Source organism: Streptomyces sp. NPDC056628, assembly GCF_042792555.1.
Taxonomy (GTDB): Bacteria; Actinomycetota; Actinomycetes; order Streptomycetales; family Streptomycetaceae; genus Streptomyces.
The window spans coordinates 89898-111800 of record NZ_JBHTWG010000023.1 but is presented as its reverse complement, the minus strand read 5'-3'; the positions used below and the strand labels follow the sequence as shown (position 1 = coordinate 111800).

The following is a 21903-nucleotide window of genomic DNA, read 5'->3' as shown; positions in this document are numbered from 1 at the left end:
CGAGTTCCAGCGTCAAGCCCCGGCTTGCTGGAGACATCTCGCTCGCTGCGGATGCCCCGGGTGACGACCCAGCCCAGCGCGCGGTGCGTTGGGAAATCGCAGATCACCGGGGTGTGGACGTGCACTACCGGGGTCCACCGACTCCGGAAGGTTGACCGCCCGTGCCCGTTTCCGACGCGATCCCCGAAGTGCCGATGGGGCGGCAGACCCAGAAGCCTGAGCCGGCACCCGAACCCGCCAGGTCCGCAGTCGCGGAGCTGGGCCGCGCGGGCCTGGTGACCATCGGCCTCGACACCGCCCGGGCACTGTTCTGCACGGCCGAGGTGAGCAGCTCCGGCCTGCCAGGAACTGACGAGGTCTTCGGCCAGTGGCTCGACAGCGGATTCGACATCGCCTTCTACCGCAGCGAGGACCGACCCCTTCAGGCACGTGCTGTCAACCAGGGGGGGCATGTTCCGGGGTCGCTGATCAGCAGCCGGATCGGAACGGCCCGGTTGGAGTCGGTCTGCCTCAATCCTCGCCGGCTCGCACCCGTCGGGCCACGGGAGCCGGACCTGGTATCTGCGGAGGGCGAGGAGGCCGATGGAACAGATGCCCGGACGGACGCAGGCATGCCCGACAACCGCCGTGGAGACGAGGAGGACAAGCGGCGGTACGCGAAGGTGGAGTACCAGGAGGACGCCGGCTGCGTTCTGACGGTCGTGGACGACTTCGCCGAAGGAGCGGGGAAGGAGTCGGCCTATCACCTGGGCGGCGGCATCACCTCGCGCACCGACGGAGATTGGTTCGAAGCACTCACCACCCTCACCGAACTCGCCCAGGCAAGGCTGGAAAGGGAGGGATGGGCCCCGGACGGTCCATGGCAGATCCAGTGGTGGTGCAGCTCGTGCGACGTCACGGACCCGCCGTACGAGACCCTTGAAGTGTTTGAAGAGTACGGCTTCGATCCGGGCGAGATCACGCAGCACTATGTGTCCATCTACAGCCAGGGCAGCGACGGCTATTACACCGTCGAGTTCAGTGCGGAGCACCGGGGAGAGGACCACGTCATGTACCTCCAGCTGGAGCTGGATGCCGGCAGCAAAGAGGTGGGCAGCGGCAGTCTCGAAGAACTGCGGAGCCATCTGGAACAAGCGAAGGGACGGGTGCGGGAGGCCGACTACACCCCGCTCGACGGCGACTGGAGCGTCGGCTGGACACGCTGCCACGTGCCCCTGACCAAGCTGTGAGCGCCTGACGGCCTCAGGCTGTCGTGCCCTGTGCCCTGTTATTTCCGTCCAGCCGAAGGGTGGAGAGCAAGCAGCTGCCGCCCGAGTCCATACGGGTGAAGGTTTCTGGGACACCACCACCAACGGGCCGGGACAGCCCAACACGGCGGAGGCAACCGTGATCGATCTCAGGCTCTCGCTGCAGTCTGAACATCGCCGCCGATCACCGGATCAACCGAGGCTGCGCCTGCCCCGGCCGGTTCGTCCCCTGGCCAAGACGACAGCGCCGTCACCGTGAGCATCCGAAGAAGATGCAACAGCGAGATCGTCGCCGACGAAACGCCGGAAGCCGCCACCGGCTGCCGGCAGCGGTCCCACACCCTCTTCGCTTAGGCCGGGATCACCGTCGAGCGGGTATGACCGGCAACGGCGCTTGTTACCGCTCACGCGACTGGCGCGACGCCCTGCCGACGCGGCCGGGATCACCCGTAAGCGCATCCGGCCCTACCGGCCGCAGACCAACAGCGCGGGCGAAATCTGGGGCGCGTGGTTCACCGGCTCGTCGAAGAAGGCGCGCGCCGATCTGCCAGGGCTGCACCGAGAGCGCTCGCCGAAAAGTGCATGAGGCATCGACATGGCGTGAATTTGCCATAAGATCTTCACTGAGCCCTTTCCAACCTGCCATGTCGATGCGGCGGTTGGCGTGACAGACGAGTGAAGCCCCTGGTAGACGGGTTCACGACCAAGATCACCCGTACCGCCAGAGGCTTCATGTGCTGGTCTACCCGTCCGGACTGGACCTGTCCAGCTCACACCTTCGCTTCCTCACTGCCCGTTTCCGCGAACGACGCCGTGCGATCGGCAGCCGCTGGCGCAGGTTGAGCGCTGGCCGACAGGCCCTGCTCACCCTTGGCCACCTGCGCAGTGGGCAGCCCTGCGCCCAACTCGCGGCCGGGTTCGGCATCGGCGCGACCACGGCCTACCGGTACATCACCGAAGCCGTCGACCTTCTGGCCGCCCTGGCACCCACTCTCTTGCACGCCGTCCGCGAAGTGTCGAGGAAGGCATTCGTCCTGCTCGACGGCACTCTCCTGCCCATGGACCGGATCGCCGCCGACCGGCCGTTCTACTCCGGCAAGCACAAGAAGCACGGCATGAACGTCCAGGTCCTCGCCGACCCGGCGGGACGTCTCCTGTGGGCTCACCCGCCTTGCCCGGAGCCGTCCATGACATTCGCGCCGCACGCGAACACGGCATCCTCGACGCCCTCACCTCGGCAGGCATCGACTGCTGGGCGGGCAAGGGCTACCAAGGCGCCCAGCCAGCTGTCCGCGTGCCCTACCGAGGCCGCTGGAAGAACCTGTCCGAGGGCCGGCAGGCCGTGAACCGCTCGCAGGCCAGGATCCGGGCCCTGGTCGAACCTGCCGTCGCCACACTCAAGACCTGGCGGCTCCTGCGCAAGCTCCAGTGCTCGACCAGCCGCATCACCAGCCTCGTCCAAGCCGTCCTCACCCTCCACCTCACCTGCTCAAGCTGAGGTTGGAAAAGGCTCAGTGCCTTCCTGCTGTGGTGACAGAGACCTTCCACAAGCCTCATCTTCCCAGCCCAGAAGGCGCTTTCGCCTTTCCGATCAAGATCCGGACACCATGGCAAGTGAAACGCGCAGGCTAAGTCTCGAAGGCGGGAGACGGCTCGTTGATCGCTGCAACCGGTGACTTGGCGAGGAGATGGAGCGCCGCCCAAGGTGGTGAGCTGGAAAGACAAGTCGGGCACAGCACATGCGATCATGATGTGTCGGTTCCTAAACTGGAAGACAAGTCGCAATACGCGTGGCAGTAGTTGACCGATTGCGCTTATCAAACCCGCTGAATACTGAACCGCCACACGAGGCTCCCATGCGTCTGACGCTGGAACACCCCCGTGACCTGCAAAAAGCTGCCGCACTCGCATCCTGGCTGGGAAGACCGACCGTCGATGAGGTCCTCGTACGCATCCCATGGCTCACCGTCGACGAGCGAGAGCAGTCGGCCTCGGCGATCCGTCGCCTGTTCAACGACTGCGGCTGCGCAGCGGCTGCGGCGGCGTTTGCCCTGGTGACGTCATCGTTCCTGGCCTGTCGACTCGCTCTGGCCGGCTGGTCATGGCCGTCCGCCGGGATGGCCGTACTTGCCGGTGTCGTCGCGGGCGTCGGCGGGAAACTGGTGGCTTTGGCCTGGAGCCGTCACCGGCTCCAGGCACTCCTGCTGTGTCTGGGCCGGACGCGGCAGCACGCGGTCCCGACCAAGGAGAACAGAGGCGAGGGGACATCGCCATGGCCACGGTCTGCAAAGAGATCAACGAAAGAGTGGAAGAGAAGGTCTCAAAGCCCATCGAGGAATGGGTCAGGGACACCAAGAAGTACTGCAAGAAAAAGTTCAAGTGGTACAATCCGCTGAGCTGGGTGTGCTGGCTCGTCACCACGCTGATTCGGGTTGTCCGATGGGTCGTGTCCGTCGTGGTCAGATTCGTCGTGCGATGGGTCTGCTGGGTCGTCACAACGCTCTGGGAGTACGCCAAGGACGTATTCCGAGGGATCGTGAACATTATCGCGGGGATCTTCACGGCCGACTGGCGCCGAATTCTGGACGGTCTGATCGGTATCCTCACAGGCTTCGTACTGACCGGCATCCAGGTGGTTCGCCTCGTGCTCTGGGGCGAACTGGTCGCATTCGTCATTGACGAAATCAACGATGCACGGATACGTGACCACGTGCGCCGGGAACTGGCGAGGCGTTACTCCGGCCGGACCTATGAGGAGATCAAGCGCGCCATCAATCTCGACTACGGGCCATTCGGATTGCGGATGACCGGCACGGTGTACCGCACCGTCCTCGACTCGCAGACGCGTTCCCCGACCGACCCCACCACGCCGAACCTGGTGGTGCTCCACGAACGGGGCGAGATCAACCTGCACGAGCTGTGCGGCTTCAAGCCTTATGGATACCTTCAGCGCAGGCGCTACACGACGCTGAAGAAGGAAGACGTCATCGGGGGCGGCGGTGGAGGCCGGTTGGACAACCCCATCTCCGAGGAAGAGCTCAACACCTACCTGGGCTCCCGCGGAGCGCGGGGCCCCGCCTTCCAGATCCTGCCCATGAGCGAGGACGAACTCGACACGAAACTGGATGCGGCCCGGGACAAGGGACGGCAACTCGGCCTGAAGCTCACCTTCAACCCGACCACGGTTGAGGTGACCCGGACCCGCGACATCATCCTGGACCCCGGTGCTCAGGACGACTTCCTCAAGCGCGTCATCGGCCGTACGGACAAGGAAGCGGGGCCGGGCGCCGACGACGTAGCGAGGCGAGAGCTGTGCAACCCCGCGATCGTCGGCATCTTCCGGTACCGGGAGCTTTCCAAGCACGGCCAGGCGAGCAACCTCCGGGGCAGCGCCTGCGGTCTTCCCTCGTCGCTCACGTCCGGGGTGACCTTCACGGACAACCTTCCTGACCGAGTCTGGAAATACGTGCTGATCCATGAGCTGGGCCACTACTTCGGCCTGTGTCACACCGATGGCCTGGACCGCATCATGTACACCGCGGCCGAGGAGGAGAACAAGAGCTGGTTCACGCTACGCATCCTGTGGACCGCGTACATCGCGGGAGAGCCGGAGTTCTCCTACTCGGAGATGGAGGAAGCCTGGACGTGGATGGTGGCGAACCTTGCCCCGCAATGCCTCGGAGCGAGCACGGCGCCCGAACCCGCTCCCTCGCCGGTGCCCCCCGCTACGGAGCCGAAAGCGACTCCCCAGCCGCCTCCGCCCGTACCGACTCCCCAGCCGCCCAAGGACGACTTCCGGGCTCCGAAGTGAGGCGCAGCCCCGGGGGTGAGCTGAACGGACTGACGGGAGGGAGACCGGCCGGATCCGGTGGTCTTGCCGCAGCGGATGCGGTCCTCGACGCGGGCGTGGGGGCGGGGGCGGACCTCCAGCAGTTGGAGGGAGCCCTGTCCGGCCGTGGTTGCGCTGGGCACTCCTCGTCCCCGCCCGCCGTCCCCTTCCCGGACACCTTTGCCTGGCCGTAGGGAGCGCCTCGCGGGTTGTCCCAAGGCCCACCAACAGCCTGGCAAGCTGACCTAGCGACCTTGCCCACCCGCGTCAGGCGAACAGCCGGTCCGGCAGGCCCGGCTCATCGTCGAGGCGGAGTTTCGACCGGCAGGACATGACCGCTTCCTTGGACCAAGACCCGTGCCCGCGACTTCCGCGCTGCAGCCTTTCAAGTGGTAACCGACGTCCTCCTCGACCGTCCAGACACAGTCCCCGAAGCCACCGACGGCGTCCCGCCGTGGGACCAGGTCTACCCCCTGGCCGCCGGCATCGCGCACTACTACTGGTTCGATCCCGCGACCCTTGCCGACCCCGACGAGACTGCGCGCATCCTCGCGACCGCGGAACGCCACCACATCACGCCCCCATAGGTTCTCGGTCTGATGCTGATGGAGGCGCTGTAGGTTCCGTGTTTCGGCGTCCAACGGCATCCACGTGACCTGCAGTGCTTCGGCGTTCCGCGCTTGTGTCCTCTGAGCGTGTTCCAGAGAACTGTGTCCAATCCTCGCAGGTCGTGCCTGTCATCGATCCTCGACGCAGAGGATTCCGCTGAGTTTGGCGGCGTGACGTGGTCAGTCCCAAACTGGCTGGCCTCGGTGCGTCGTCGTGGACAGCACGTCGCAGCCCATGCTGTGGACAGCGGCGAGCAAGGTGGAGCGAACTTGGTCTTCGTCTTCGGGTGGGAAGGCGATGCGGATTTGGTGGCTGTAGGCCGTCTCGTAGGTGAGTCTCCAACCGAGCTCGGTGGCGTCGAAGTGGTCCTGGCGGCCATCCCCTCCCGTGTAGCCACCTCGGTCGGCCGTCGGGGAGAGGGCCTCCATGAGGACCCGAAGGCGTTCGGGGTAGGTCCGCTGGCTGTCGGTGAGCTTGATGTAGACGTGGTTGAGCTCGCGGAACGGTTCGAACCATGGTGCCGTGACGTGCTCGTTCGCAGCGAAGACGGTGGTGTTGAGCCGTCCGCTCAGCCAGCCGTGTAGGAAGCCGGCCGCGCCGGTCTCGTGGGCGTCGTAGTACCACCCGCGCGGGTTCCATGCGACGACGGTCCAGGTGTCCGGGTGGCCGCCGGTTACCCAACAGAGCCGGTCACCGTTGTCGGTTCCAGCCCATTCCAGCAGGCCACCGGCCTCCGGATAGTAGGGGTAGGGGCACTTTTCCGGGTTCGCCTCACGGAGTGGTCGTTCGCTCTCCAGCAGCTGCTGCGCGGACTGGAGCAGGAGGTTGCGGCTGCCGAACGGTGTGAGGGGGGTGATGAAGTCGACGAACTGACCCAAGCCGTAGGAACCGATGAGGGCCTTGAAGTCGGCGGGGAGTTCCAGGCCGAGGGCGTCCTCGATCTGCTTCCAGTCGCCGCTCGCGTCGATGGGATGCGTCGGTGGTGGCACCAGGGCGACCAGGTCGTCGATCGTCTTCATGCGGGTGAGGCTATCGAGGGGGCAGCAGGACTGTGGATGCCAGGTAGCCAGACGGCGGCCCGTGTTCGTGTCATCTCTTTGCGCGGTGGCTTGAAGACGGGCGGCTCTCTTTGAGCGTGGACTCCAGTTTCTCCTCCGTCTCCTTCAGCGCCTCACGCAACCGATCACGCTCGGCCTCGGTTTCCCGCAGCCGCGCCGTGTCCGTCTTGAGCCGATCCCGCTCCGCGCGCAAGATTCTGAGCTCTGCCGTGGCCAGTTCCAGGTCGGCCGCCAGTGACTCCGCCGAGGCGCCCGAGCCCGCCTCCGCCTCGCGTCGTGCAGCCCTGCTCTGCTTCTTGATCGCATCTTCGATGTGCTCGCGCAGCCCCTCGGCGTATACCAGCCAGTTCGAGACCCGTGCTGTGCGAGCGAGTCCAAGGAAGGTGATCCTCTCTCCCGTCGCGGCCATCTCGTTGAGGGTCTTGAGTACCCGGGCTCGTTTGACTTCGCTGTCGCGGGCTCTGGCCTCGCGCAGCACTTGGCCGGGGACCCGTTTGGCCGTGGTCCTGTGCGGCGACTTGGCTGGGCCCTCGGCCGAAGAGTTGACATCGATGTGCTTGGGCACGGGTTCCTCGACTCCTTCGTAGATATCTGGTCGGTGCTGTCGTGATGGCGCCCCGACTGCCTGGTGCCGGGCCTCGAAGGCGAGCCTGAGGTGCTCTGGGCTGGTGCCGAGTGCGTTGGCGGCGGCTGTCGGTGAGAGGCGGCTCCTGATCAATTGGGCCGCGCGTGCGGTGTCGGGCAGGGGCATGTCCCGGCCGGGCAGGTCGAGGTGGTCGACCATCGCTCGCGGTGAAGAAGGCCCCCAAGGGCAGCCTGACCCGCGCCTCCTAACCCTCTGCGCCCAGGCCCCGGCGCTCCGGTCCTCGACCCGGGGCGCCGGGGCCTTCACCGTCCACGCAATCTCATGGGCCAGCCGGCAAGTGGTTCGCTGCGCCAGGCCACCGCTCAACTGCGTCCCCGAGCTGTCACCCAGGCCGGATTCCGGCAGCCGGCCAACGAGGTCCCTCGCCTGCGCCAGCACGCGCGCAACCGCCACGCCACCCGAGATGTGGTGGCACCGGGCCTTCCCCTCCCTGCACGGCCCGGTGCCAACCGCTGGCTGGCACCGGCCGTTCGCCCGCCAAAGATGCATCCGCCCTGACGGACGGGAGGTTGTGGGGCTTGGTGAGCCACCGCCGAGTGTGCCGTCACCGCCCGGCCAAACCCGGCCGTGCTCCCCAACCCCCGGCCCCTGAAGGGAATTGCCGCGATGACGGCCCTGTTCGAAGGCCCCACCTCCGTGCACTTCTTCACCGGCGGCTGCGGTGACATGCGTGGCTTCACCGACGCCGGATTCCTCTCTCTGTACGCCGCGAACCACGACGCAGCTAGCTCGGAGACTGCGCGCATCAACTGGCCCGGCCTCTTCGTGAACCCGACCGACGTACAGACCATCGACATGCGCTGCGTGCCCTCAGCCCAGGTACTGGTCGCGTCTCCGATCTGCACCGAAGCGTCCCCGGCGGGAGGGAAGGCCGCCCCGCGCAAGGCCGTGGAACTGGACGCCAACGGCCGCCCGAAGCCGGGCCCGGACTGGCCGCAAACCCGCATCACCATGTGGGAGCCCGTCCGCTACGCCGAGGTTCACCGACCCCTTGCCTACGTCGGCGAGAACGTCGCCCAGTTCGGCACCTCCCCCCTGTTCCAGGCATGGCTGACGGTCTGGGAAGCCCTCGGATACACCCCGGTCATTGCGTCGGTGAATGCCGCCCACCTCAAGGTCGACGGGATTCCTCCGCTGCCGCAATCCCGCGACCGAGTGGTGTGGTGCTTCCTGCGCAACGACGTTGCCGAGGCCAACGGACTGCCCGACCTCCGGCCGACCTGCGACGCCATGTGCGCCACCTGCGGACCCGTCGAAGGCATCCAGCGCTGGAAGAAGAACCCTGAATTCCCTGTCGGCGAGTACGGCCGCACGAGGCAGTACACCTACGCCTGCCCCAACATGCGCTGCGGAGCGCATGTTGAGCCCATCACCCGCGGCATCGGCGAAGTCATCGATCACACCGTGCGCGGCTCCAGGTTCGGTGATGGTTACTACGACCACTTCACCGACGGTCGCAAGCCCTACGTAGCGGCCACACGAAACCGGGTCGCCATCGGCCTGGAGAGGTACCGCGGCAAGCCATTCATTGTCACCCTGCGCGACCACTGCGACGCCAGCTCTCTCGACGACCCGATCGGCACGCTCACCGCCAAGGGCGGCGGCCACCACTACCTCGCGCGCCCCACCGCGGACTTGAGCATCGACGAGTGCGAGTACAGGCCACTCACGACCCGCGAGAAGGCCAGAGCCCAGGGCTTCCCCGACCACCACATCTTCGCCGGGGAGGAGGACGACCTCCGCCTGCAGGTCGGCAACGCCGTCCCGGTCAACGTCGCAGCCTGGCTCGCCCGGCGCGTAAAGGCCGTCCTGCCTCACTGATCCATCTCCGCCGCCCCCAGGCCCACCGGCCCGGGGGCGGCGGTCGTTGTGCCCGCCGTCCCGTGTACAACCCCCACTGCTCTGGGCCCCTTGTGTCCCGCTCTGCTCTCCATCCAGCGGGGTTGCGGTCCTAACCCTGCCGGACCACACCTTGTGGTCAGCCGAAATGCCCCGCCCCGACCACCTCGGTGCCCGAGGGCGACCGGCACAGCCGAGCCGCGTCGCGCCCTCGATGCGCGCACTGCGCAGCCCCGCCCTCCAGCCAACCCCGGACCCCCGGCCGGGACAGGCCAGCAACCCCGCCCACGCCGCCAAGCCACCCACCCCACCCAGACACCGATCCAGGCAACGGGGCCGTGGCGCGGCCAGCAGCGGCACCCAGACGTGAACGGGCAGCAGACTGATGCCTGACGCTACGCCTGCTCGTCCCCCGGCACGCACCCCTGAGTGCCGGGGGTCGGCGGCTTTGTCGAGACGCGCACCTTCAGCTCCAACTCGGCTTGCTCGCACTTGCACTGATTGCGTGCCAGGCCCTCACCGCCAGCTCGGGACATGCTCAACCGGGCACGCGATGCCGTGATCGCCGAGCATGCTGGCCAGCAGCCTCCCTTCCCCGAAGTGGTAAGTCTCATCAGCCCGCGCTCGGCGGGCCAGGCCTGGGTGCTGCGCCGCTGGGATCGCCACGAAGGCGTGGTGACCCTCCATGGTGATGAAGCCTCTGCGCTGGCCGATCTCGCCGCGTACGTGCGTGGGGTCTGGACCAACATCGTGGGTGAGGAAGGTGTCCCCGAGCATCCGCCCACCGACGACCGCGAGAGCGTGCGGCTCTACTACGGGCCTGAGCGCGACAACCAGCCGGACGAGGGATACAGCATCTACGTCGAGGAGATCACCCGTCGTGGACGGACCCGCATGGTGCCGCTCGACTACCGCTTTCCCGAAAGGGAGGAGAGCGAGCAGGCGAATCGGGATGCCACCTTTCATCGGCAGACCGAGGACAACGAGCTCCCGTGTGTCGAGGTCGATGGCGTCCCGGTGTTCACCTACCTCGACCACAAGACCAGCGCCGTTCGGGTCTCCGTGCACCTCGATTCCGCGGAAGACCGGCTGGTCCGTCCCGACGGCACCGTGCCGCTGAGCGTGGAGGTCGGTGACACCGTGGTGCTGGACGACAGTGCAGAGGACACTCCCAGACGGGATCTGCTGACCCTGCTGCTCGATGCCGCCGATGACCGCCAGCAGCAGGCGATCCGCGAGGCAGCTTTCGCAGCCGGCGTCCTCTGGCGCTCCCCAACCTGTCAGTGCGAGAACCCCGGCGAGGCCGCGTGCTGCGAGGGCACAGCCCCCTGCGGTCAGCTGCCACACCTCTGCTTGGCGCAGCGGCCCGGCTCAACGTAGGAGCGCGCCAGTGATCGGGCAGAGGGCGGATGCCAGAGAGTGCCTGTCGAGGTCCGCCGGCCTGCCGGGGGCGGGCCGGGACCGGCACGCGGGCACGCGTGAAGTCGCGGCGGCAACTGCTGCACCCTCAGCGGCAGTTGCCGCCTCGTGCATGTTCGCACCGGGGAGCGGGGACCGCTTCAGCGCGGGACGGGCCCGGGCTTTGCGGGTATCGGGTGAAGAGTCGCACGAGGGCTCAACTCAAGCCACAAGAGCCGCATTTCAGCAGATCGGAGCTAGTCGGGCAGGGTCTCGGCAAACGTGAACAGGCCATGTACGCTTCCTGCGAGCACGTCAGGGGTGGGGTGCGGCAAGGGGAGTGCTCGTTGTTCGTCCAATGCAAAGGGACCGGTTCGGATGTCACTGCCGTCAGTGATCTGACAGGCCACGTCACGCATCCGTCGTCCGGCCGCCGGGCCGTCGCCCTCGCCGCCGTCTGACGTAGCCGGTACCTGCCTTCGACTGACGCTCGTCCGCGAGCGGGGAGCCGCATAGGTCTCCCCTGTAATTCGAATGTGTGTGCTGATTGTTCTCTCGTTCCGCCCACGGTGTGGGCGTCCTCACGAAATGGTGCAGCCCATGTCCTCGCTCATACGGAGACCCTCATGACACCGATCCGACGGCGCGCAGCGCGCCTGACGGGAGCCGGAGTCGTGCTGGCGCTCGCGCTGACGGCCGTTCCGGGCCTGCCGCTCACCACAGGCCCGGCGAGCGCCGCGCCGTCGGAAGCCGCCACCGCCCTGTCCCCTTCCGAACAGGCGCTGGCCCGGGCCGAGGCGAGCGGCGAACGCGTGGAGGTGATCGAGGAACGCACCGAGCGGGACACTGTGTTCGCCAACCCCGACGGCGGCACGTTCACCCTGGAGAAGTCGATCGTCCCGGTCCGGGTCGCCACCGCCGACGGCGGCTGGACCAAGCCCGACGCCACGCTGGAAAAGCGCGCCGACGGCTCGGTCGCCCCGCGGGCCGCCGCCGTGGACATGACCTTCTCCGGCGGTGGCCCGGGCGCAGGCCTGGTGACCATCGGTGAGGAGGGACGGTCGGTCTCCCTGGGCTGGCCCGGCACGCTGCCCGAGCCCCGCCTGGACGGCAACCGCGCCGTCTACGAGAACGTCCGGCCCGACGTCAACCTCATCCTGACGGCCACCTCCGAAGGCTTCCGTCAGGTCCTTGAGGTTGAGACGCTGGAGGCCGCCGCCGCGCCCGGACTGCGCACCATCAGCTACGGCCTGGACACCGACGGCCTCTCCGTGCGGGCCGGCGCCGCCGGCACCATGGAAGCCGTCGACGGCAACGGCCAGGTCGTCTTCCGCTCGCCGAGCGCCCAGATGTGGAACTCCGCGGGCGACAGCGCGCAGACCTCCTCCTCTGCCGCCTCGCCCTCCGCCTCCGCCGACGACGGCCCGTCGGCGCAGACCGCCGGCAGGCGCCCGCTCGGCGTCACCGCCGACGACGACGCCGAGCCCGCCCCGGTCACGGTGACCGGCCCCGACCAGGCGGACCCGATCGACGGCCCCGGTCCTGGCGACGAAACGGCCCTGATGGACGTCGTCCTCGACGACGATGCCCTCCACGTCACCCCCGACGACGCGCTCCTGACCGGCACCGCCGCGAACGAACTCCCGCTCTACATCGACCCTTCGGTCGAGCTGAACGAGTCAGAGCGCACGGTGCTCTCCTCCGACGGCGATGTCTTCTACAACTTCTCCGGCGGCACCAACGGCATGAGCGTCGGCAAGTGCGGCTCCGCCGTGATCGGCGGCGTCTCGTACTACTGCGGTAACGGCTACGTGAACCGCATGTACTTCGAGTTCGCCCCCGACAAGCTCAAGGGCAAGCAGGTCCTGGACGCCGAGTTCCGGGTGACCGAGACCTGGTCGTTCTCCTGCGACGCGCGCTGGGTCGACCTGGAGCGCACCAACAACATCTCCTCGTCCACCAAGTGGCCGGGTCCGACCAAGCTGGACCAGATGGGCGACCGCCATGTCTCCGCCGGCCGTGGCGACGCCTGCTCGCCCTCGCAGCCCAAGGCGCCGATCCGGTTCGCCGACAACGCAGAGGAGACGGACGAGAACCTCACCCCGACCGTCCGGTCCTTCGCCAACGGTTCGTTCCCGCGGCTGACGCTGATGCTCATGGCCAAGGACGAGTCGGACACCGTCTCCTGGAAGCGCTTCGACGACGACGCCGTCCTCACGGTCGACTACGTCAGCAAGCCGGCTACCCCCACCGAGTACGGCATCAAGGCCGGTGCCAGCCGGGTGTGCAGCAAGACCGAGTCGTCGCCGAGCACCATCACCGACCCAAGGCCCGACCTGCTGGCCACCCCGGAGACGGCCGCCGGCGGTGAGTCCGGGGCCCGGCTGCGCATCTACTTCGACGTCGACGTCAAGAGCGGCACGACCTGGGCCGACGCGCCCGAACCGAGCACCACCTCGTACAAGCCGACCAGCGGTTTCGCCGCGTACAGCAGCACGCTGAAGAGCTTCCCGGCGCAGACGAAAGACTGGGACACGGCCCTGGAGGACGGCAAGCTCTACCGCTACCAGTCCTTCACCAAGTCCTACTACAACAGCGACCAGAGCACCCTGACGAGTTCGGCCAGCCCTTTCTGCTACTTCCGGGTGGACAGCAAGGCACCGCAGAAGCCGAGCATCACGTCATGGACCACGTACAGCGAATGCGTGTCCGGCGGCAGCTGCGTCGCCGGCGGCGGACCCGGCAAGGCCGGCACCGCCGTGTTCGGTCCGGCCCCTGGCGAGACCAGCACCAACAACGGCTACCGCTTCCGGCTCTCCACCGACGCCACCTGGTCCGACTGGAAGACCGGCTCCACCTACAAGGCGACCTTCACCCCGCCGTCCTCCGGCACCTACCTGCTGCACGTCCAGGCCAAGTCCACCGCCTACCCGCTCGGCGGCGACGAGCAGATCGTCCGGTTCCTGGTCAGCGAGGGCCCCAAACCCGTCGCCCACTGGAACTTCGACGAGTCCGGCGGCGCCGCCGTCGACACCTCCACCACCGACACCACGCTGCGCGACAACCTGACCCTGTCCGGTGCCGTGCGCACGCCGAACGGACGCCGAGGCGAGATCGTCAAGCAGCCCGCCACCGACACCACCCCCGCGGTCATGGGCCAGGACCAGGCGCTGAAGACGTCCGACTCCGGCTACGCCGCGACCACCGAGCCGGTCCTCCAGACGGCCGCCGCGTACACGGTGGCCACCTGGGTCCGCCTCGGCGCCACCGGCCGCAACCTCACCGTCGCCGGCCAGGACGGCACCTACTACAGCCCCTTCTTCCTCAGCTACTGCGAGGACGTGAAGACCTGGTGCGTGCGCCTGGCCGACGCGGACGCCGCCAGCACCTCGCTCAGCAACCAGCGCGTCAACGCCAAGGACTTCGCCCAGGTCGGCGCCTGGACGCACCTCGCCGTGACCGTCGACCACGACAAGAACGTCCTGTCGCTGTACGTTAACGGACAGCTCCAGGGCTCCGACACGATCACCTCGAACTGGCCTGCGGGCGGCGCGTTCCAGATCGGCCGGGTCAAATACAAGGGCACCTACACCGACGCCTTCACCGGTGAGATCGACGAGGTCACCCTCTGGCAGGCGGCCAAGTCCGCCGAGGAGATCGCCGACGAGGCCCGGCTGCTCGACGGCGCGGACGGCACCGGCCTGCCGCATCTGGAACTGGTGGCTGACCTGAAGGCCGACGGCGCCTCCGGCACCACCCTCCAGGACACCACCAGCAACTACGGCCCCACGCTCACCCTCGGCGGCGGCGCCAGGCTCGAGGGCGAGTCCGTCGTCCTGGACGGTACCGGCGGAGCCGAGTTCGGCGCGCCGCTCGTCGACGCCACCGGCTCCTTCACGGTGGCCGTGGAGACGATGGTCGACGGGGCCGCGCTCAAGGACAAGCCGGACGGCTACCGCGCCCAGATCCTCGGCCAGCGCACGGCGACCGGCTCCTCCTGGGGCCTGTGGTTCGAGAAGACCGGCGTCGACACCACCGGCCACGAGGTCCTGGACGAGAACGGCGACCCCGTCCTCGACGAGACGACCGGCGAGCCGCTCTCCGAGACGTGGGCGCTCGGCCGCTGGCACTTCGGCCGGCTCAGCGCGGACGGATCCGGCGTGTCGGTGCGCAGCGACGAGGTCGCCGTGCTCGGCACCGAGGTCGAACTGACCGGCGCCTACGACGCCCACACCCGGCAGATCTCGCTCTTCCTCATCGACCGCCAGGGAGAGCCCACCGCATTCACCGCGACCGCGAGCAGCGGTGGCGCGGCGGTCGGCAAGGGCTGGCTGAACAGCGCGTGGGGCAATCACGTCCCGGGCCGCGTCCACCACATCCGCCTGTGGGCGGGCGCCGTGCAGAGCGCCCACCACAAGTCGGCCGTGGTCGGCGACTGATCGCGGCCCTCGGGGCCGGCCTGTCTCATCCCTGAGGCCGGGGGCACGGGACGCACAGCCCGCGCCCCCTTCCTCTTCTCACGTCCTTTTCCTCTCAAGCTCTCTTCTCCACCTGCCATACCCCTCTTTCCACCTCCCACCAGAAAGCAGACCGTGTTCAGACCACGTTCGCCGAGGGGAGGGAACCGCACCGGCCGACGGCCGGTCGTCGGTGCTCTCCTCCTCACACTGCTCGCCGCGCCGGTGGTGCCCACCGGTGTGGCCGCCGCGGCAGACCGCCCCGGCGCCCCGGACTCCGCCGACACCCGCGTCAGCAAGGTCCACCCCGTCACCGGACTCGGCGCGAAGAAGGCCCGCACGAGGGTCGCCCGGGACGAGAAGGCCAACCAGCGCCTGATCACCCAGGCGCGCGACGAGCGCCGCGTCTCCTGGCCGGCCGCCGGGGCCACGCGCGACTCCTTGGCTCAGCGGTCAGCCGACGCCGTCGTGGACGTCACCGCCGATCCGAAGGCCGGCGCGAAGCGGGCCTCCGGTGCGGCCACCGTACGCGTCCTGGATCGGCGGGCCACCGAGCGAGCCGGGGTCACCGGCCTGCTGTTCACCGTCGGAACCGAGCGCCGCGGCACCGCCCGGCTGACGGTCGACTACAGCTCCTTCGGCTCCGCCGTCGGCGGCAACTGGGCGACCCGGCTGGGCCTGGTGAAGCTGCCCGCCTGCGTGCTCACCACCCCGGAGAAGGCCGCCTGCCGCACCACCACACCGGTGGCGTCCGACAACGACGCGAGCGCGCAGACCGTGACGGCACGCACCGCCGTCGCCGCGAGCTCCACGCCGACGGTGATGGCCCTCGCGGCCGAGTCCGGCACCACCTCGCCGGCCGGCGCGGGCGACCTCGCCGCCACGCCGCTGTCCCCCTCCTCCGCCTGGCAGGCGGGCGAGTCGTCCGGCTCCTTCACATGGTCCTACCCGGTGACCCTGCCGCCGGCCCCGGCCGGCCCGGTACCGCCGCTGACGCTGGCGTACGACTCCGGTTCCATCGACGGCCGTACCGCCAACACCAACAACCAGGGCTCCCAGATCGGTGAGGGCTTCTCGCTCACCGAGTCCTACATCGAGCGCAAGTACGGCTCGTGCGAGGACGACGGGCAGACCGGCAAGCACGACCTGTGCTGGAAGTACGAGAACGCCTCGCTCGTGCTCAACGGCGTCGCCAACGAGCTGGTCAAGGACGACACCTCCGGCAAGTGGCGGCTGAAGAACGACGACGCCTCCCAGGTCTTCCACGAGGTCGGCGCGGACAACGGCGACGACGGCGACGACATCGTCAGCGGCAAGGGTGACGGCAAGGGCGAGTACTGGAAGGTCGTCACCGGAGAGGGCACGACCTACACCTTCGGCCTGAACAAGCTGCCCGGCGCCAGCACCGAGCGCACCGACTCCACCTGGACCGTCCCCGTCTTCGGCGACGACAGCGGCGAACCCGGATACTCCTCCGGCACCGGCTACTCCGGCCGCGCCAAGACCCAGGCCTGGCGTTGGAACCTCGACCTCGTGCAGGACGTCCACGGCAACGCGGCGACGTACTGGTACACCAAGGAGAGCAACCACTACGCCAAGAACGGCGACAAGACGGCCCTCGCCTCCTACGTCCGCGGCGGCTACCCGACCGAGATCCGCTACGGACAGCGGGTCGACGCCCTGTTCACCGGTGTGACCTCCGCGAAGGTCACCTTCGGCCACAAGGAGCGCTGCACGGCCTCCTCGTGCGAGTCGCTCACCAAGGACACCGCCGTCAACTGGCCGGACGTGCCCTTCGACTCACTCTGCTCGGCGTCCGAGACGGACTGCCTGTCCAGCGGCCCGGCCTTCTTCACCCGCAAGCGCCTCACCGAGATCCGCACTCACTGGTGGTCCACGGCCGCCGAGCCGGAGGCCTTCAAGCCGGTCGACTCCTTCGCCCTCACCCAGGCCTTCTTCGACGGCCAGGACATCGGCAACAGCTCCGACCAGGTCCTCACCCTCACCGCGCTCAAGCGCACCGGCCTCAACGGCACGGACGAGTCCCTGCCGGAGGTCGGCTTCACCTACCAGCAGCGACCCAACCGCGTCGACGGCGGCACCCAGCCCGGCGGCGGCGACATCCTTCCGCTGACCCGGCCCCGCATCTCCACCATCACCTCGGAGACCGGCGCCGTCACGACCGTGGACCTGTCCCACCCCGAGTGCGTGCGCGGAACCAGCATGCCGGCCTCGGCGGACAAGAACACCGTGTCCTGCTACCCGGTGTACTGGGCGATCAACGGCGGCGACCCGGCACTGGACTGGTTCCACAAGTACCGGGTCACCGCGGTCTCCACCAGCGACACCGCCGCCAAGAACCCGGCCGTCGAGTACAGCTACACGTACGACACCCCGGCCTGGCACTACAACAGCGACCCCTTCACCAAGGAGAAGGAACGCACCTGGTCCGAGTGGCGCGGCTACCAGAAGGTCACCGCGTACACCGGTGAGGTCGGCACCGTCCGCTCCAAGACGGTCAAGCTGTTCATGCAGGGCATGAACGGCGACAAGCTGGCGGACGGCACCACCCGCGCCGCGAGCGTCGACCCGGTCACGATGCCGGGCGTCACCCTCTCCCAGGCCACCGACTCCGACCAGTACGCGGGGCAGCTGCGCCAGGAGATCACCTACGACGGCGCCACGCCGATCGCGTTCACCGTCAACAACTTCTGGTCCAAGCAGACCGCTAGCCAGCAGAAGTCGTACGCGCACACCAAGGCGCACTTCGTGCGCACGGCCCGCAGCTACGAACGGACCTGGCTGACGGCCGGGCAGAAGTGGCGGACCACGGCCACCTCCAGCACGTACGACGACACGTACGGCATGGTCACCCACAGCGAGAACCACGGCGACTGGTCGGCGACCGGCGACGAGAGCTGCACGCGCACCTGGTATGCGCGCAACGACGCCAAGGGTCTGACCTCGCTGATCTCTCGGACCCGCACGGTGGCCAAGCAGTGCGCGGACACCGACGACAAGCTGTCCCTGCCCACCGACTCCGAGACCCGTGGCGACGTCCTGTCCGACGCCGCCGTCGTCTTCGACGATCCCGCGGCGACCGGCTGGAAGGCCGACCAGACGCCGACGCTCGGTCTGCCCACCTGGACCGGCCAGCCCAAGGGCTACCCGGCCGCAAGCGGTACCGCTGACCGCAACCCCGGCACGACGTCCTGGCAGACGGTCACCGCCACCACCTTCGATACCGCAACGGCGAAGCTCGGCCGTCCGCTGAAGGTGGTCGACGCCGCCGGAACCGCGACCAGCACCGCCTACTATCCGGCCACCGGCGGACCGGTGACCGGCGTCATCGTCACCTACCCGAAGCTGGCGTCCAACGGCCAGACCCACAAGTCGTACACCTACTTCGACCCGGCGCGAGGCACGGTCACCTACACCCTCGACGCCAACCTCAAGCGCACCGAGTACACCCGTGACGCGCTGGGCCGGCTCACCGCCACCTGGCTGTCCAACCGGTCGAAGGCCGCGGGCGACACACCGAACGCGAAGTACGACTACGGCGTTAGCCAGACCAAGCCGTCCTGGAACTCGGTCGCCAAGCTCCAGGCGGACGGCACGACCTACCGCACCTCGTACGCCCTGTACGACTCGCTGCTGCGCCCGATCCAGACCCAGGTCCCGGCCGCGGCCGGCGGCGGGCGGGTGCTCAGCGACACCCGGTACGACTCCCGCAGTCTCGCCGTCACCACGCAGAACGACGCCTACGACAACGCCACAGCGCCCAACAGCACCTACACCGGCGTGGAGTACGCGCAGTCACCCAAGCAGAACGACACCGTCTACGACGGCGCCGCACGCGCGGTGAAGACGACGCTGTCGTCGTGGGGCGTCAAGAAGTGGGACACCACGACCACGTACACCGGTGACTCGGTGGCGACCAGCGCCCTCGAAGGCGGCACGGCCTCCCGCGTGATCACCGACGTGCTCGGCCGCACCAAGGAAACCCGCACCTACGCGGGCCCGAACCCGAACGACACCGAGTACGGCGCCGCCCAGGGCACCTCCTACACCAAGGTCGGCTACACCTACACCCTGGACGGCAAGCAGAAGACCGTCACCGGCCCCGCCGGGTCCGTGTGGTCGTACACCTACGACCTCGGCGGCCGCCAGGTCACCGCGACCGACCCCGACAAGGGCACGACGACCACCAAATACACCGTCCTCGACCAGGTCGACCACACCAAGGACGCCAAGAACCAGTACCTCTACTACGGCTACGACGAACTGGGCCGCAAGACCGGGCTCTGGCACACCAGCCGCACCGACGCCAACAAGCTCGCCGCCTGGACGTACGACACCCTGCTGAAGGGCTACGTCGACCAGTCCGTGCGCTACGAAAACGGCGTCGGCCAGGTCAACAGCAAGGCCTACATCAAGTCCGTCGACGCCTACGACAGCCTGAACCGGCCGACCAGCACCACGCTGACCCTGCCGGCGAACGACCCGCTGGTCACCTCGGGCGCCGTACCGCAGGCCACTCTCACCTTCGGCACGGCCTACCGGCTCGACGGCACCGTCAACAACACCAAGGAGCCCGCGGCCGGCGGACTGGCCGCCGAAACGGTCGAGACCCTCTACAACAACGCGGGCCTGCCCGTCCAGCAGTCCGGCATCAGCGGCTACCTGCTCGGCGTCGACTACTCGGCGCTCGGACAGGTCCACCAGTACCAGCTCGGCACATCCACCACCGCCAAGCGCGTGTTCATCTCGCGCACCTACGAAGCGGGCACCGGCCGGCTGCTGACGTCCGCCACCGACGACCAGACCCGCGGCCCCATCCAGGACCTGGAGTACCGCTACGACCAGACCGGCAACGTCACCGCCATCCTCGACCGCGCCGACACCGGCGGCGGCCCCGACCTCCAGTGCTTCGCCTACGACGGCCAGAAGCGGCTGAGCGAGGTCTGGACGCCGAAGACGGCCGACTGCTCCACGGCCGGCCGCACCGTGGCCAACCTCGGCGGCGCGGCCCCCTACTGGACCAGCTACACCTACACCGCGTCCGGCCAGCGGGCCACCGAGACCCGCAACACGGCGGTCCCGACCCCGGTCACCACCACCTATTGCTACGACCCCGCCCGCAAGCACGCCCTGAAGTCGACCACGACCGAGGCCACGTGCGACCCGGCGGCGGCCGGGCAGTACACCTACGACGCGGCCGGCAACACCGAGACCCGCGTGGAGTCCGCGGGCTCCATCACCAAGCAGTCTCTGCTCTGGAACCCCGAGGGCCGCCTCAGCAAGCTCACCGAGGGCACCGCGGCCACCGACTACCTCTACGACGCCGACGGAACCCTCCTCATCCGCCGCAGCACCGCGACGGACGGCGAGACCGTGCTGTACCTCGGAGCCACCGAGGTCCACCTGAAGAGCGGCAAGAAGTGGGCCAACCGCTACTACACGGTCGGTGGCGCCAACATCGCGATGCGCAGCAACGCGTCGGGCACCGAGAAGGTCCACTACCTCTCCGGCGACCACCACGGCACGAGCACCGTCTCGATCACCAGCGACAGCACACAGACGCTGAGCAAGCGGTACACCACGCCCTTCGGAACCACCCGCGGCAGCGCTGTTGGCACCTGGCCGGACGACAAGGGCTTCCTCGGCAAGAGCGCCGACAGCTCCACCGGACTCACCCAGGTCGGCGCCCGCGAGTACGACACCTCCACGGGCCAGTTCCTCAGCGTCGACCCGCTGCTCATGCCGGATCAGCACCAGTCGCTCAACGGCTACGGCTATGCGAACAACAACCCGACGACCGTCGCCGACCCGTCCGGACTCGGCGTGCCCGAGTGCCACACCGGCGAGATCTCCTGTACCGGCGGCATCCCGGACACCGCGGCTGAGATCAAGGCCAAGGGCAAGAAGCCGAACAAGTCGGGGACCAGCACCGCGGGCACTTCGTACGTCTCCAAGGACGGCCGCTCCGGCAGCGCCCCGCCGGGAGCGGCGCGCTACTCGCGCTACATGGAGCAGATCCTCTTCACCAACCACGAGATCGCGGCGATGCTCCGGAAGGAGCGGGTGGACCAGATCCTCGACGGGAAGTGGGACCTCTCCAACCCCTTCGACGAGATGGTCGAGGAGATGAACGAGGACATGTGCCGCCGTGGCGCGCGGGACGGCTGCGGCGCGTTCAACCTCGGTGACGATCTGCGGGACGCGTTGACGGGCGGAATGGATCGCGACGAAGCCGAAGAGATCATGGAGCGGATCGACGAGTCCTGGAAGCGCAAGAACACCAAGAAGGGCGCCAGCCAATTTGCATTCGACAAGCCGGACGAGTTTCAGCTCGCCCTGACGCTGGCGATCATGGGCCATGAGGTGATGTCCCGCAACGACGACCAGAGGCCACCGCACGCGGGTGACGCCTGGGTCGACGACAAGCGGGCCGAATTCAAGGTGATGACGAGCGATCGCAGTGACGGGCTCAAGAAGCACATGCAGAAGGCGGACCGCGACCAGCAGGTGGACGTCGTCTACGTGGACCTGCGGCCCGGTGGCATGAGCGAGGACACCGCCAGGGACGGCCTCAGACAGTTCTCCCACAAGGGAACCCTGGAACGGGCTGTGATCATCGGCAGGGACTTCGTGATCGAGGAAGACTATTAGCCTGGTCCTCCGGTTCACGCCGGGAGCCGCCGCCCGCTTCGGCGGGCGGGGGGGCCCCCCATTAAGGGGCCCCGGGAGAAAAATTATGGAGAGAGATTTAGCGCAGTACCGCCGTTTGAAGATGGGCGTCGACGTATAATTGGGGGCC

9 protein-coding genes, 1 pseudogene and 1 riboswitch are annotated in these 21903 nt (G+C 68.1%); of the genes and pseudogenes, 8 read left to right on the top strand and 2 right to left on the bottom strand.

Going from position 1 to position 21903, the window contains the following annotated elements; all coding sequences use genetic code 11:
- Window positions 1-105: riboswitch (SAM riboswitch) on the top strand. This riboswitch is flagged as partial in the annotation.
- 56 nt (window positions 106-161) lie between these two features.
- The 4 genes and pseudogenes from ACFRAC_RS24945 (at window position 162) to ACFRAC_RS24930 (ending at window position 5663) form a co-directional block, all read left to right on the top strand.
- The gene (locus ACFRAC_RS24945; RefSeq protein WP_382927635.1) at window positions 162-1229 is read left to right on the top strand and encodes a hypothetical protein; all 1068 of its coding nucleotides are present in this window, start codon (window positions 162-164) and stop codon (window positions 1227-1229) included.
- A 752-nt stretch (window positions 1230-1981) separates the two neighbouring features.
- Window positions 1982-2745 (top strand): annotated as a pseudogene (locus ACFRAC_RS24940) (transposase family protein).
- Window positions 2746-3519: 774 nt separating this feature from the next.
- Entirely contained in the window at window positions 3520-5058 is a 1539-nt protein-coding gene (locus ACFRAC_RS24935; protein WP_382927633.1) for a hypothetical protein, read from the top strand.
- A 407-nt stretch (window positions 5059-5465) separates the two neighbouring features.
- Window positions 5466-5663: a hypothetical protein gene (locus tag ACFRAC_RS24930; RefSeq protein WP_382927630.1), complete on the top strand. Its 198-nt coding sequence runs from the start codon at window positions 5466-5468 to the stop codon at window positions 5661-5663.
- Between the two features lie 201 nt (window positions 5664-5864).
- On the opposite strand, the gene ACFRAC_RS24925 is transcribed toward ACFRAC_RS24930, so the two are convergent.
- Window positions 5865-6704: an SMI1/KNR4 family protein gene (locus ACFRAC_RS24925; protein ID WP_382927626.1), complete on the bottom strand. Its 840-nt coding sequence runs from the start codon at window positions 6702-6704 to the stop codon at window positions 5865-5867.
- 70 nt (window positions 6705-6774) lie between these two features.
- Entirely contained in the window at window positions 6775-7308 is a 534-nt protein-coding gene (locus ACFRAC_RS24920) for a DUF6262 family protein (protein ID WP_382927622.1), read from the bottom strand.
- 687 nt (window positions 7309-7995) lie between these two features.
- Between ACFRAC_RS24920 and ACFRAC_RS24915 the strand changes: the two genes are divergently transcribed.
- The 4 genes from ACFRAC_RS24915 (at window position 7996) to ACFRAC_RS24900 (ending at window position 21755) form a co-directional block, all read left to right on the top strand.
- Entirely contained in the window at window positions 7996-9210 is a 1215-nt protein-coding gene (locus ACFRAC_RS24915) for a DNA cytosine methyltransferase (RefSeq protein WP_382927618.1), read from the top strand.
- 552 nt (window positions 9211-9762) lie between these two features.
- Complete coding sequence (locus ACFRAC_RS24910; protein ID WP_382927615.1) at window positions 9763-10608, top strand: hypothetical protein; 846 nt, start codon at window positions 9763-9765, stop codon at window positions 10606-10608.
- A 644-nt stretch (window positions 10609-11252) separates the two neighbouring features.
- The gene (locus tag ACFRAC_RS24905; RefSeq protein WP_382927613.1) at window positions 11253-15065 is read left to right on the top strand and encodes a LamG-like jellyroll fold domain-containing protein; all 3813 of its coding nucleotides are present in this window, start codon (window positions 11253-11255) and stop codon (window positions 15063-15065) included.
- Window positions 15066-15218: 153 nt separating this feature from the next.
- Window positions 15219-21755 (top strand): RHS repeat-associated core domain-containing protein, encoded by a 6537-nt coding sequence (locus ACFRAC_RS24900; protein WP_382927609.1) that lies wholly within the window; start codon window positions 15219-15221, stop codon window positions 21753-21755.
- Window positions 21756-21903: the final 148 nt, after the last annotated feature.

Coding starts and splice junctions, on each gene's coding strand:
- ACFRAC_RS24915 (WP_382927618.1), top strand. CDS start 7,996: ATGACGGCCCTGTTCGAAGGCCCCACCTCCGTGCACTTCTTCACCGGC.
- ACFRAC_RS24935 (WP_382927633.1), top strand. CDS start 3,520: ATGGCCACGGTCTGCAAAGAGATCAACGAAAGAGTGGAAGAGAAGGTC.
- ACFRAC_RS24925 (WP_382927626.1), bottom strand. CDS start 6,704: ATGAAGACGATCGACGACCTGGTCGCCCTGGTGCCACCACCGACGCAT.
- ACFRAC_RS24910 (WP_382927615.1), top strand. CDS start 9,763: ATGCTCAACCGGGCACGCGATGCCGTGATCGCCGAGCATGCTGGCCAG.
- ACFRAC_RS24905 (WP_382927613.1), top strand. CDS start 11,253: ATGACACCGATCCGACGGCGCGCAGCGCGCCTGACGGGAGCCGGAGTC.